Annotated in this window: 12 protein-coding genes; all 12 read left to right on the top strand. The window is 61.3% G+C overall.

The window, feature by feature from the left end; genetic code table 11:
• The first annotated feature begins 94 nt into the window (after positions 1-94).
• The 12 genes from serC (at position 95) to AC0Z2B_RS13270 (ending at position 13,171) form a co-directional block, all read left to right on the top strand.
• On the top strand, positions 95-1,180 hold the full coding sequence (gene serC / locus AC0Z2B_RS13325; protein ID WP_416423016.1) for a 3-phosphoserine/phosphohydroxythreonine transaminase: 1,086 nt from the start codon (positions 95-97) through the stop codon (positions 1,178-1,180).
• On the top strand, positions 1,180-2,274 hold the full coding sequence (gene pheA / locus AC0Z2B_RS13320) for a prephenate dehydratase (protein ID WP_416423017.1): 1,095 nt from the start codon (positions 1,180-1,182) through the stop codon (positions 2,272-2,274). Before serC ends, pheA begins: the two co-directional genes overlap by 1 nt.
• A gap of 9 nt (positions 2,275-2,283) precedes the next feature.
• Positions 2,284-3,393 carry a histidinol-phosphate transaminase gene (gene hisC, locus AC0Z2B_RS13315; RefSeq protein WP_476297168.1) on the top strand — a complete coding sequence of 370 codons (1,110 nt, stop codon included), beginning with the start codon at positions 2,284-2,286 and terminating at the stop codon, positions 3,391-3,393.
• Between the two features lie 28 nt (positions 3,394-3,421).
• On the top strand, positions 3,422-5,632 hold the full coding sequence (locus tag AC0Z2B_RS13310) for a bifunctional prephenate dehydrogenase/3-phosphoshikimate 1-carboxyvinyltransferase (protein WP_476297202.1): 2,211 nt from the start codon (positions 3,422-3,424) through the stop codon (positions 5,630-5,632).
• The gene (cmk, locus tag AC0Z2B_RS13305) at positions 5,629-6,318 is read left to right on the top strand and encodes a (d)CMP kinase (RefSeq protein WP_416423019.1); all 690 of its coding nucleotides are present in this window, start codon (positions 5,629-5,631) and stop codon (positions 6,316-6,318) included. Before AC0Z2B_RS13310 ends, cmk begins: the two co-directional genes overlap by 4 nt.
• Before the next feature lie 119 nt (positions 6,319-6,437).
• Positions 6,438-8,126, top strand: a complete 1,689-nt coding sequence (gene rpsA / locus AC0Z2B_RS13300; protein ID WP_027977357.1) for a 30S ribosomal protein S1 — start codon at positions 6,438-6,440, stop codon at positions 8,124-8,126.
• Positions 8,127-8,414: 288 nt separating this feature from the next.
• Positions 8,415-8,615, top strand: coding sequence for a cold-shock protein (locus tag AC0Z2B_RS13295; protein WP_476297166.1), 201 nt, complete (start codon positions 8,415-8,417; stop codon positions 8,613-8,615).
• A gap of 250 nt (positions 8,616-8,865) precedes the next feature.
• Positions 8,866-9,153 carry a hypothetical protein gene (locus AC0Z2B_RS13290; RefSeq protein ID WP_476297164.1) on the top strand — a complete coding sequence of 96 codons (288 nt, stop codon included), beginning with the start codon at positions 8,866-8,868 and terminating at the stop codon, positions 9,151-9,153.
• A 125-nt stretch (positions 9,154-9,278) separates the two neighbouring features.
• Positions 9,279-9,578, top strand: a complete 300-nt coding sequence (gene ihfB, locus AC0Z2B_RS13285) for an integration host factor subunit beta (RefSeq protein ID WP_008370717.1) — start codon at positions 9,279-9,281, stop codon at positions 9,576-9,578.
• A 24-nt stretch (positions 9,579-9,602) separates the two neighbouring features.
• On the top strand, positions 9,603-9,845 hold the full coding sequence (locus tag AC0Z2B_RS13280; RefSeq protein ID WP_476297163.1) for a LapA family protein: 243 nt from the start codon (positions 9,603-9,605) through the stop codon (positions 9,843-9,845).
• Between the two features lie 144 nt (positions 9,846-9,989).
• Complete coding sequence (locus tag AC0Z2B_RS13275; RefSeq protein ID WP_476297161.1) at positions 9,990-11,351, top strand: phosphohexomutase domain-containing protein; 1,362 nt, start codon at positions 9,990-9,992, stop codon at positions 11,349-11,351.
• Positions 11,352-11,728: 377 nt separating this feature from the next.
• Positions 11,729-13,171 carry a mannose-1-phosphate guanylyltransferase/mannose-6-phosphate isomerase gene (locus AC0Z2B_RS13270; protein ID WP_476297159.1) on the top strand — a complete coding sequence of 481 codons (1,443 nt, stop codon included), beginning with the start codon at positions 11,729-11,731 and terminating at the stop codon, positions 13,169-13,171.
• Positions 13,172-13,225 lie beyond the last annotated feature (54 nt).

Here is a 13,225-nt window from a genome sequence, read left to right as displayed (position 1 = left end):
GTGCTGGTTGCCGTCAACGTTGGCCGTAGGAGCCGGCCTTGGCCGCGATGGCCTCACCGCCGATCTAACGAATTCAAGCAGAGCGAGAGTGGATGTGAGCAACCGAGCCTTTAACTTCTGCGCAGGTCCCGCTGCGCTCCCTGAAGCTGTCCTGCAGCGCGCCCAGGCCGAAATGCTGAACTGGCGCGGCAAGGGCCTCTCCGTCATGGAGATGAGCCACCGCAGCGACGACTACGTGGCCATTGCCGAGAAGGCCGAGCAGGACCTGCGTGACCTGCTGTCCATTCCGTCCAACTACAAGGTCCTGTTCCTGCAGGGTGGCGCCAGCCAGCAGTTCGCCGAGATCCCGCTGAACCTGCTGCCCGAAGGCGGCACCGCGGACTACATCGAGACCGGCATCTGGTCGAAGAAGGCCATCGAAGAAGCGCGTCGCTACGGCAACATCAACGTCGCCGCCAGCGCCAAGCCTTACGATTACCTGGCCATCCCTGGCCAGAACGAGTGGAACCTGACTCCAGGTGCCGCCTACGTTCACTACGCGTCCAACGAAACCATCGGCGGCCTGGAATTCGACTGGGTACCGCAGACCGGTGACGTGCCGCTGGTGGTGGACATGTCCTCCGACATCCTCTCGCGCCCCATCGACGTGTCGCAGTACGGCATGATCTACGCCGGCGCGCAGAAGAACATCGGCCCCAGCGGCCTGGTGGTGGTGATCATTCGCGAAGACCTGCTGGGCCGCGCCCGCAGCGCCTGCCCGACCATGCTCAACTACAAGATCGCCGCCGACAACGCGTCGATGTACAACACCCCGGCCACCTATTCCTGGTACCTCTCGGGCCTGGTGTTCGAGTGGCTGAAGGAGCAGGGTGGTGTCGAGGCCATGGAAGCGCGCAACCGCGCCAAGAAAGACCGCCTGTACGGCTTCATCGACAGCAGCGCCTTCTACACCAACCCGATCTCGCACAACGCCCGCTCGTGGATGAACGTGCCGTTCCGCCTGGCGGACGAGCGCCTGGACAAGGCCTTCCTGGCCGGCGCCGACGCCCGTGGCCTGCTCAACCTCAAGGGTCACCGTTCGGTGGGCGGCATGCGTGCCTCCATCTACAACGCCCTGGGCCTGGACGCGGTTGAAGCGCTGGTTGCCTACATGGCCGAGTTCGAGAAGGAAAACGCCTGATGTCTGACCAGGAGCTGAAAGCCCTGCGGGTGCGCATCGATGCCCTGGACGAGAAAATTCTCGAACTGATCAGCGATCGTGCCCGCTGCGCCGAAGAAGTTGCCCGCGTGAAAATGGCCTCCCTGGCCGAAGGCGAGGTGCCGGTGTTCTACCGGCCCGAGCGTGAAGCCCAGGTGCTGAAACGCGTGATGGAACGCAACAAGGGCCCATTGAGCAACGAAGAGATGGCGCGCTTGTTCCGCGAAGTCATGTCCTCGTGCCTGGCCCTGGAGAACCCACTGAAAGTCGCTTACCTGGGCCCTGAAGGTACCTTCACCCAGGCGGCGGCCATGAAACACTTCGGTCACGCCGTGATCAGCAAGCCGATGGCGGCCATCGACGAAGTGTTCCGTGAAGTGGTGGCTGGTGCGGTCAACTTCGGCGTGGTGCCGGTGGAAAACTCCACCGAGGGTGCGGTCAACCACACCCTGGACAGCTTCCTGGAACACGACATGGTCATCTGCGGTGAGGTGGAGCTGCGTATCCACCATCACCTGCTGATTGGCGAAAGCACCAAGACCGACGCGATCACGCGTATCTATTCCCACGCCCAGTCCCTGGCCCAGTGCCGCAAGTGGCTGGACGCGCATTACCCCAACGTCGAGCGTATCGCCGTGTCCAGCAACGCCGAGGCCGCCAAGCGGGTCAAGGGCGAGTGGAACTCGGCGGCCATCGCCGGCGACATGGCGGCCAGCCTCTACGGCCTGACCCGCCTGGCCGAGAAAATCGAGGACCGCCCGGATAACTCCACGCGGTTCCTGATCATCGGCAACCAGGAAGTGCCGCCCACCGGCGACGACAAGACCTCGATCATCGTCTCCATGAGCAACCGCCCGGGTGCGCTGCACGAGCTGCTGGTGCCGTTCCACGACAACGGCATCGACCTGACCCGTATCGAGACCCGTCCGTCACGCAGCGGTAAATGGACCTACGTATTCTTCATCGATTTCGTCGGCCATCACCGTGATCCGCTGATCAAGGGCGTGCTCGAGAAGATCAGCCAGGAAGCCGTGGCACTCAAGGTGCTGGGCTCGTACCCGAAAGCCGTTCTCTGAGGTTTAGCAATGAGTGATTTTCTCGCCCTCGCGCAGTCGGGCGTACAAAAGCTGTCGCCTTACGTCCCCGGCAAGCCGGTGGATGAACTGGCCCGCGAGTTGAACCTGGACCCGGCGAACATCGTCAAGCTGGCCAGCAACGAAAACCCGCTGGGTGCCAGCCCCAAGGTGCGCGAAGCCATCGCCAACGAGCTGGCCGAGCTGACCCGCTACCCCGACGGCAACGGCTTCGAGCTGAAGACCCTGTTGGCCGAGCGCTGCCGTGTGCAGGTCAACCAGGTCACCCTGGGCAACGGCTCCAACGACATCCTCGAGCTGGTGGCCCGCGCCTACCTGGCCCCTGGCCAGAACGCGGTGTTCAGCGAGCACGCCTTCGCCGTCTACCCGATCGTGACCCAGGCCGTGGGCGCCGAGTCGCGCGTGGTGCCGGCCAAGGAGTGGGGCCACGACCTGCCGGCCATGCTGGCGGCCATCGACGCCAACACCCGCATCGTCTTCATCGCCAACCCCAACAACCCGACCGGCACCTGGTTCAATGCCCAGGCGCTGGGCGACTTCCTGCGCGACGTGCCGCAGGACGTGCTGGTGGTGCTGGACGAGGCCTACATCGAATACGCCACCGGCGGCGAGCTGCCGGACGGCCTCGACTACCTGGCGCAGCACCCCAACCTGCTGGTCTCGCGCACCTTCTCCAAGGCCTATGGCCTGGCAGCGTTGCGCGTGGGCTACGCGCTGTCCTCGCCGGTGATCGCTGACGTGCTCAACCGCGTGCGCCAGCCGTTCAACGTCAACAGCCTGGCCCTGGCGGCCGCCTGTGCGGCGCTGACCGACAGCGCCTACCTGGCCAAGAGCCGCGAGCTCAACGAGTTCGGCATGCAACAGCTGCAGGAAGGCTGCCGCGAGCTGGGCCTGGGCTGGATCCCGTCCAAGGGCAACTTCCTCTGCATCGACCTGGGCCGCGTGGCTGCGCCGGTGTTCCAGGGCCTGTTGCAGGAAGGCGTGATCGTGCGTCCGGTGGCCAACTACGGCATGCCCAACCACCTGCGGGTGACCATTGGCCTGCCGACTGAAAACGCTCGTTTCCTGGAAGCGCTGAGCAAGGTCCTGGCACGTGGTTGATGGTTTTTCGGTAGTAGCACCCAAGCCCCTGATCGGCCGCCTGGTGGTGGTCGGCCTGGGCCTGATCGGTGGTTCCTTCGCCAAGGGCGTGCGCGAAAGCGGGCTGTGCGCGGAAGTGGTGGGCCTGGACCTGGACCCGCAGTCGCGCAAGCTGGCGGTGGAACTGGGCGTGGTCGACCGCTGCGAGGCGGACCTGGCCGAAGCCTGCAAGGGCGCCGACGTGATTCAGCTGGCCGTGCCTATCCTGGCCATGGAGAAACTGCTGGCCAAGCTGGCGCAGCTCGACCTGGGCGATGCCATCCTCACCGACGTGGGCAGTGCCAAGGGCAACGTCGTGCGTGCGGCGCGTGAAGTGCTGGCGCCGGCGCAGCTGCTCAACTTCGTGCCCGGCCACCCGATTGCCGGGTCCGAGCAGAGCGGGGTGGAGGCCTCCAACGCCAAGCTATTCCAGCGCCACAAGGTCATCCTCACGCCGTTGCCGGAGACCGCGCCGCGTGCGTTGTCCATCGTCGACGCGCTGTGGCGCGCATTGGGCGCCGACGTCGAGCACATGGCCATCGAGCGCCACGACGAAGTGCTGGCGGCCACCAGCCACCTGCCGCACCTGCTGGCCTTCGGCTTGGTGGATTCCCTGGCCAAGCGCAACGAAAACCTGGAAATCTTCCGCTACGCCGCGGGCGGTTTCCGCGACTTCACCCGTATTGCCGGCAGCGACCCGGTGATGTGGCATGACATCTTCCTGGCCAACCGCGACGCGGTGCTGCGCACCCTCGACACCTTCCGCAGCGACCTTGACGCGCTGCGTGACGCCGTGGACGCTGGCGACGGGCAGAAGATGCTCGGCGTGTTCACCCGCGCGCGCATGGCGCGCGAACACTTCGGCAAGATCCTCGCCCGCCGTGCCTACGTGGACAAGCGCGAGGCGCGCGACCTGAATTTCGTCGCCGCACCGGGTGGCCGCCTGTCGGGGCGTATCCGCGTGCCGGGCGACAAATCCATTTCCCACCGTGCGGTAATGCTCGGCGCGCTCGCCGACGGCACCACCGAGGTGGAAGGCTTCCTTGAAGGCGAGGACGCCTTGGCCACCCTGCAGGCGTTCCGCGACATGGGCGTGGTCATCGAGGGCCCGCACCACGGCCGCTTGACCATTCATGGCGTCGGCCTGCATGGCTTGCAGCCGCCGCCGGGGCCTATTTATGTCGGTAATTCCGGCACCAGCATGCGCCTGCTGGCCGGGCTGCTCGCGGCCCAGCGCTTCGACAGCGTGCTGACCGGCGATGCGTCCTTGTCCAAGCGCCCGATGAGCCGCGTGGCCAAGCCATTGCGGGAAATGGGCGCGCAGATCGAGACCGGCGCCGGCGGCCTGCCGCCGCTGACCATTCGCGGGGGCCAGCCGCTCAAGGCGCTGGACTACACGCTGCCCATGGCCAGTGCCCAGGTCAAATCCAGCCTGCTGCTGGCGGGCCTGTACGCCCAGGGTGAGACCCGCGTCACCGAGCCGGCGCCGACCCGCGACCACACCGAGCGCATGCTGCGTGGCTTCGGCTACCCGGTCGACACCCAGGGCGCCACGGTGTCCCTGGCGGCCGGCCAGCCACTGACGGCCACGCGCATCGAGGTGCCGGGGGATATTTCTTCCGCCGCGTTCTTCCTGGTGGCCGCGTCCATCGCCGCAGGGTCGGACCTGGTGCTGGAGCACGTGGGCATCAATCCCACCCGCACCGGTGTCATCGACATCCTGCGCCTGATGGGCGCCGACATTCGCCTGGAAAACCGCCGTGAAGTGGGCGGCGAGCCGGTGGCCGACCTGCATGTGCGCTCGGCCGCGCTCCAGGGCATCGATATTCCCGTCGAGCTGGTACCGCTGGCCATCGACGAATTCCCGGTGCTGTTCGTCGCCGCCGCCTGCGCCCAGGGGCGTACCGTGCTGCGCGGCGCCCAGGAACTGCGGGTCAAGGAATCGGATCGCATCCAGGCCATGGCCGACGGCCTCACGGCGCTGGGTGTAACATGTCAGCCAACCGAGGACGGCATCATCATCGACGGCGGTGCAATGCACGGTGGCGAAGTGCAAGGGCAGGGCGACCATCGCATCGCCATGGCCTTCAGTGTCGCCGCGCTGCGCGCCAGTGCGCCCATCCGCATCCTGGATTGCGCCAACGTCGCCACCTCCTTTCCCAACTTCCTGGCCGTGTGCGGCCAGGTCGGGATCCGTGTAACCGAAGAGGGCAAGTCGTGATTTCCCACGCGCCAGTAATTACTATCGACGGCCCAAGCGGCTCGGGCAAAGGCACTGTGGCCGGTATCCTGGCCAAGCGCCTGGGCTGGAACCTGCTGGACTCCGGCGCCCTGTATCGCCTGCTGGCCTTCAATGCCGGCAACCATGGCGTGGCCCTGGACAACGAAGCCTTGCTCGCGCAACTGGCCGCTCATCTGGATGTGCAATTCATCGCCGCCACCGAAGGCCAGCTGCAACGCATCATCCTCGAGGGTGATGAGGTCAGCAGCGTGATCCGCACCGAGACCGCCGGCGCCGGCGCCTCGAAAGTCGCCGCCCTGCCGGCGGTGCGCGACGCCCTGCTGCAGCGCCAGCGCGCGTTCCTGGAGGCCCCGGGCCTGATCGCCGATGGCCGCGACATGGGCACCGTGGTGTTCCCTGATGCACCGCTGAAAATCTTCCTGACCGCCAGTGCCGAGGAGCGTGCTCGTCGACGTTACTTGCAGTTGAAGGGCAAAGGCGAAGATGTTAGTCTGTCGAGTCTGCTAGATGAGATACGTGCGCGCGATGAGCGTGACACCCAGCGAGCGGTAGCCCCGCTCAAGCCGGCGGCTGACGCCATACAGCTGGATTCCACGGAATTGTCGATCGAGCAGGTGTTGGAACGCATCATGAGCGAAGTCGCACTACGCGACATCGCCGGGTGACCAGAACGCGTACGGGAAACCAGTCCCTAGCCCGTACGCCTTCTTTACTATGAACGAACCCGCATTGTCTGGAGTGCGGCTGATGGGCGTTTCTACCGCCCAAATCTACAGGAATTAAAATGAGCGAAAGCTTTGCGGAACTCTTTGAAGAAAGCCTGAAAACCCTCAACCTTCAACCAGGTGCGATCATCACCGGTATCGTTGTCGATATCGACGGTGACTGGGTTACTGTCCACGCCGGTCTGAAATCCGAGGGCGTCATCCCGCTCGAGCAGTTCTACAACGAAGCTGGCGAGCTGACCATCAAGGTCGGTGACGAAGTTCACGTTGCGCTGGACGCGGTCGAAGACGGCTTTGGCGAAACCAAGCTGTCCCGTGAAAAAGCCAAGCGCGCCGAGTGCTGGATTGTTCTGGAAGCAGCTTTCGCCGCCGAAGAAGTGGTCAAGGGCGTTATCAACGGTAAGGTTAAAGGCGGCTTCACTGTCGACGTTAACGGCATCCGTGCGTTCCTGCCTGGTTCCCTGGTCGACGTCCGTCCGGTTCGTGATACCACGCACCTGGAAGGCAAAGAGCTGGAATTCAAGGTCATCAAGCTGGACCAGAAGCGCAACAACGTTGTCGTTTCCCGTCGCAGCGTCCTGGAAGCAGAGAACTCGGCCGAGCGCGAAGCTCTGCTGGAATCGCTGCAGGAAGGCCAGCAAGTCAAGGGTATCGTCAAGAACCTCACCGACTACGGCGCCTTCGTGGACCTGGGCGGCGTGGACGGCCTGCTGCACATCACCGACATGGCCTGGAAGCGCATCAAGCACCCTTCCGAAGTGGTCAACGTTGGCGACGAGATCGACGTCAAGGTTCTGAAGTACGATCGCGAGCGCAACCGCGTTTCCCTGGGCTTCAAGCAACTGGGTGAAGACCCATGGGTTGCTATCAAGGCTCGTTACCCAGAGAACACCCGCGTCATGGCGCGCGTGACCAACCTGACCGACTACGGCTGCTTCGCTGAGCTGGAAGAAGGCGTTGAAGGCCTGGTACACGTTTCCGAAATGGACTGGACCAACAAGAACATCCACCCTTCGAAAGTCGTACAAGTCGGCGACGAAGTGGAAGTCATGGTTCTGGACATCGACGAAGAGCGTCGTCGTATCTCCCTGGGCATCAAGCAGTGCAAGTCGAACCCATGGGAAGACTTCTCTGGCCAGTTCAACAAGGGCGACGAAATCTCCGGCACCATCAAGTCGATCACCGATTTCGGTATCTTCATTGGTCTGGACGGCGGCATCGACGGTCTGGTTCACCTGTCCGACATCTCCTGGAACGAAGCTGGCGAAGAAGCAGTACGCCGCTACAAGAAAGGCGATGAGCTGAACACTGTGATCCTGTCGGTTGATCCAGAGCGTGAGCGCATCTCCCTGGGCATCAAGCAACTGGAAAGCGATCCGTTCTCCAACTACGTTGCTGTCAACGACAAAGGCGCTATCGTTCGCGGTACCGTTAAAGAAGTTGACGCCAAAGGCGCCATCATCACCCTGGCCGACGACATCGAAGCCACTCTGAAAGCTTCCGAAATCAGCCGTGACCGCGTTGAAGACGCGCGTAACGTCCTGAAGGAAGGCGAAGAAGTCGAAGCCAAGATCATCAGCGTTGACCGCAAGTCGCGCGTGATCAACTTGTCCATCAAGTCGAAAGACGTTGAAGACGAGAAAGAAGCAATCCAGAGCCTGCGCGACAAGCCAGCTGCTTCGGACATCGCAACTGGTCCAACCACCCTGGGTGACCTGCTGCGTGCTCAAATGGAAAAGCAGAACTAAGTTCTGATTGACCATTAGAAAAAGGGCGACTTCGGTCGCCCTTTTTTGTGCCCGCGATTTGCGTCCGCCCACGTATCCCTGTAGCAGCGGCCCCAGGCCGCGTCATGGTTGTCGCGGTATAAGCAGGACCACCGCCGACGCAGCCTTCGGCAGCTGCTACAGCGTGCATTTTGAAACAATCCCTTCGTTGATCCTCCTCCCAGTCTTGTCGCACTATCGCTCGGGTCACCCATGCAGGAAGCCCGCGCATTCCACAGTCGCGGCCGCTCAACCCAAGGAGAAGCGCCCATGCCCACCGGCACCGTCAAATGGTTCAACAACGAAAAAGGATTTGGCTTCATCGCCGCTGAAGCAGGCAAGGATCTGTTCGTCCACTACAAGGCCATCAAGGGTGATGGCTTCAAGAGCCTCCTGGAGGGCCAGAGAGTGACCTTCACCGTGGAGCGCACCCCAAGGGGGGATCAGGCCGTCGACGTCGAGGTGCAGTGAGCCAGTGCCCTCCAACAGCAGGCAGGCCGTTTCAACCTGCCTGCTGATTGTCTTGTCGCGGCAGCGGTGCACCTTCTACCGGCCTGCTACATTAAACAGTCATAAACAGTCGCCACTCTGTTGCTCCGCCGGAAGAAATCCGGGATGCAGGAGAATCTCCTGAAAAATCAGTTGTCTACCCAAAAGAGGGCATGCGGCGACCCGGCGAAACGGTCATTGACCGTTTCGGGGGCAATCAGAAGGACCGGTAATGAAAGGATGGCTGCCTCTCACCCTGTTGATCACGTTGTCCGGCTGCTCAGCGACCATGTCCAGCCACAACGTGAAGGGCCTCGCTACCCTGCACATCAATTGCTCGGGTATCACGTCCTCGTGGGAGAAGTGCTACGAGAAAGCGGAGAGCGCCTGCGGGGTGCGGGGTTATAGCGTGCTGAGCAAGTCCACGGACCTGACCGACGATACGCCTGACTACCCCTTTGGTATCAATCCTGCAAGCATGTCGAGTCGTAGCCTGGTGGTGCGTTGCAAGCAATCCTGATGTCCGGATTCCGCGATCTACCGTAAACCTTTGCAACAAGTCAATACGCGGGCTGTTCAAATCCCTCCAGCCATGCTAAAACCTTTGAAGCGATTGTCTAGCTTCTTGATAAAGAAGGGAAAAATATGACGAAATCTGAACTGATCGACCGTATTGTCACCCATCAAGGCCTGCTTTCATCCAAGGATGTGGAGCTGGCCATCAAGACCATGCTTGAGCAGATGTCACAGTGCCTGGCCACGGGTGATCGTATCGAGATTCGCGGTTTTGGCAGCTTCTCGCTGCACTACCGGGCACCACGGGTAGGCCGCAATCCCAAGACCGGGCAGTCGGTCAGTCTGGATGGGAAATTCGTTCCTCACTTCAAGCCAGGCAAGGAGCTGCGCGACCGGGTGAATGAGGATGAAGAGCACGAACATGCCTGAGGCATTCGGCAAAAGGAGTGCGTAGTGCACAAGGTTAAAAAACTGCTGCTAGTGGCCCTGGTCCTCCTGGTGCTGGTGGCGGGCGTCGTGTTCATGCTGGAGAACCAGCAACCCGTGAACATCGTGGTGCTGGGCTACACCGGCCCGCAGTTGCCGGTTGCAGTGCTCATCATCGCGGCATTCCTGGCAGGCATGGTCCTGGGTCCTGTCCTTGCGGTCCTGGCTTCCCTGCGCCGCCGCCGCAAAGTCGTCAGCCGGCCACTATGACTCAATTGATACAAGGCCGTCGGTGAACCAGATCGATATTTTGCTGCCTTACAAGTCGCAAGCCACTGGCATGAAGCCTTGGCGGTCCATTCTTGCCTTCGGCCACCCCTTTGTGGTCATGGATAATTAAGGTTGGTGAACAGCATGTACCCCGCGATCCACACTCAATGTTTCAAGGCCTACGACATCCGCGGCCAGGTCCCCTCCCAGCTCAACGATGACATCGCCTATCGGATAGGCCGGGCATTGGTGCTCGAACTCAGCGGCAAGGCCATCGTGGTAGGTCGCGACATGCGTCTGGAAAGCCCCGGCCTGGCCGCAGCCCTGGTCCGTGGCATCACCGAGGCCGGCGCCGACGTCATCGACATCGGCCTGTGCGGCACCGAGGAAGTCTACTTCGCCACCAGCCATTACAAGGCTGACGGCGGCGTGATGATCACTGCCAGCCATAACCCCAAGGGTTACAACGGCATGAAGCTGGTGAAGGCCGAATCCCGGCCCATCAGCGGCGATACCGGCCTGGATGCAATCCGCCAGCGTGTCGACGAAGGCAACCTCGGCACCCCGGCCGCCAAGGCTGGCCAAGTGCGCGAAGCCTTCGACAAGAGCGCCTACCTCGACCACCTGGTAGGTTACGTCGACGTCAAGGCCCTCAAGCCACTCAAAGTCCTCGCCGACCCGGGCAACGGTGCTGCCGGCCCTGTGGTCCAGGCCTTGGCCAGTCGCTTGCCGCTGGAGTGGGTATTCATCAACGTCGAGCCCGACGGCAACTTCCCCAACGGCGTGCCCAACCCGCTGCTCCCGGAAAACCGCGAGCTGACGCGCAAGGCCCTGCTGGAAAACGGCTGTGACATGGCCATTGCCTGGGACGGTGACTTCGACCGCTGCTTCTTCTTCGACGCCGACGGCCGCTTCATCGAAGGCTACTACCTGGTAGGCCTGCTGGCCGAGATGCTGCTCAAGCTGCACCCCGGCAGCAAGATCATCCATGACCCACGCCTGACCTGGAACACCATCGAACAGGTGGAGCAGGCCGGCGGCGTCGCCATTCAAAGCAAGACCGGCCACGCCTTTATCAAGGAGCGCATGCGCCTGGAAGATGCGGTCTACGGCGGCGAAATGAGCGCCCACCACTACTTCCGTGATTTCGCCTACTGCGACAGCGGCATGATCCCATGGTTGTTGGTGGCAGCGCTGATGTCCGAGACCGGCAAGACCTTGGCGCAGTTGGTAGACGAGCGGATCGCGGCGTACCCGTGCAGCGGCGAGATCAACTACCGCGTCGACGATGTGCCAGGCAGCATCGAGAAGATCCTGGCGCATTACCTGCCGCACAACCCCGCGGTTGATCGCACTGACGGCATCAGCGTGGAATTTGCTGATTGGCGGTTCAGCCTGCGCGGGTCGAACACCGAGCCGTTGCTGCGGTTGAACATTGAGAGCCGTGGGGATGAAGCGGTGGTGGGTAAGCGGCTGGCTGAGATTGAAGGCATGATTCAAGGGTAGTAGCGAGTGGCGGCATCAGGGGCTCTATATGGGCCCCGATTCATATGGATAGCCCAAGGGTTTATCCGTGATGGCAAATTGCCGCTTCGCAGATAATTTGTACGTAAGTACTTCAAATGGATGGCCTAATAATATTACCGTCGCGGGAAAACCTTTCGTTGAAACACGTGCTTACCCACTCATGAAGTCATTCGGGCTACAACGGGAAGCTTTGAAAATTCTTCTCTGGTATTCTGGCCAACAGCCATTCTCATTACGGTCTCACTCTCGCTAACCAAAAAGCTAGCAAAGCCCTTTCGCAAGTAACCACCAGAAATATGACTTTTGCCCCATTAACCTGGCAATGGCTAATGGGCTGTTAAGGATTAAAAAAATCTATGGAAATGATTCCCGTAATTCTGTCCGGTGGCGTCGGTAGCCGGTTGTGGCCTGTATCTCGGGAAGCTCACCCCAAGCCATTCATGGCGCTGCCAGACGGGCAAAATCTGATTCAGAAAACGTTTCTGCGCGCAACTCGCCTGGACGATGTCGTTGAGGTGATGACGGTCACCAACCGTGAATTGCTGTTCAAGACCGAGGACGAATACCGCACCGTCAATACCTTGGGTCGGGCACTGGGCTATATTCTGGAGCCGTTTGGGCGCAACACCGCGGCCGCCGTTGCCGCCGCCGCACTGCAGTTGAACGAGAGCCGCGGCAGTGATGCGCAGATGCTGGTACTCGCTGCCGACCATTTGATTCAAGATGAAACGGCTTTCGCCGCTGCAGTGAAACAGGCGTCGCAGCTGGCCGCGCAAGGATGGTTGGTTACATTTGGGATTCAGCCCCAATATCCTGAAACCGGCTTCGGGTACATCGAGGCCGCCGCGACGGGTGATCTTCCTTTTGGCCAGAAAGTGAAGCGCTTTGTCGAAAAACCGGACCTGCAGACCGCGGAATCCTACCTGGCTGCCGGGAACTATTTCTGGAACTCGGGCATGTTCTGCTTCCGGGTTGGCACTGTGCTCGAGGAGTTTGCTGCGCACGCGCCTGACGTGCTGGCAGCCGTTACGACCGCCATCGAGCAGTCGCGTTGCTCCAAAGCCTCGGGCTATAGGTGCCTCACGCTTGATGTGGATGCATTCAGCCAGGTGCCAGACATTTCTGTCGACTACGCCTTGATGGAGCGCTCTTCCAAGGTCGTCACTATCCCTTGTGATATCGGCTGGAGTGACATTGGCTCGTGGAATGCGGTCAGTGAATTGACCCGCGCAGATGCCAACGGCAACCGCTTTGAAGGCGAGGTACTGGCACATGGCTCCCTCAACAACTATGTCAACAGCGAGCATCGCCTGACCGCATTGGTCGGCGTTGAAGATCTGCTCGTCATCGACACGCCTGACGCCATGCTGATTGCTCACAAGGACCATGCCCAGGACGTCAAGCATATCGTAGGCCAGCTGAAAGCCAAGTCGCACACGGCGCATCTGTTGCACCAGACGGTCCACCGTCCATGGGGTACCTACACCACGCTGGAAAACGGTGAACGCTTCAAGATCAAACGCATCGTGGTCAAGCCAGGGGCCTCCTTGTCATTGCAGATGCATCATCACCGCAGTGAACACTGGATTGTCGTCAGTGGCATGGCCGTTGTAGTCAATGACACCCAGGAGCTCATGCTCAATACCAACGAGTCCACGTTCATCCGAGCGGGGCACAAGCACCGCCTGAAAAACCCTGGGGTTATTGACCTGGTGCTGATCGAGGTGCAAAGCGGAGACTATCTAGGCGAGGATGATATCGTTCGCTTCGAAGATAATTACGGGCGTGTCGGAAAATAGTACTTCCTTGTTTTGTACTTACTCGTCCGCACCAGCGGTTTGCGCTGGAATAGC

The sequence above is a fragment of the Pseudomonas sp. GYB4201 genome, assembly GCF_056312595.1.
This window is presented reverse-complemented; position numbering and strand designations above follow the sequence as displayed.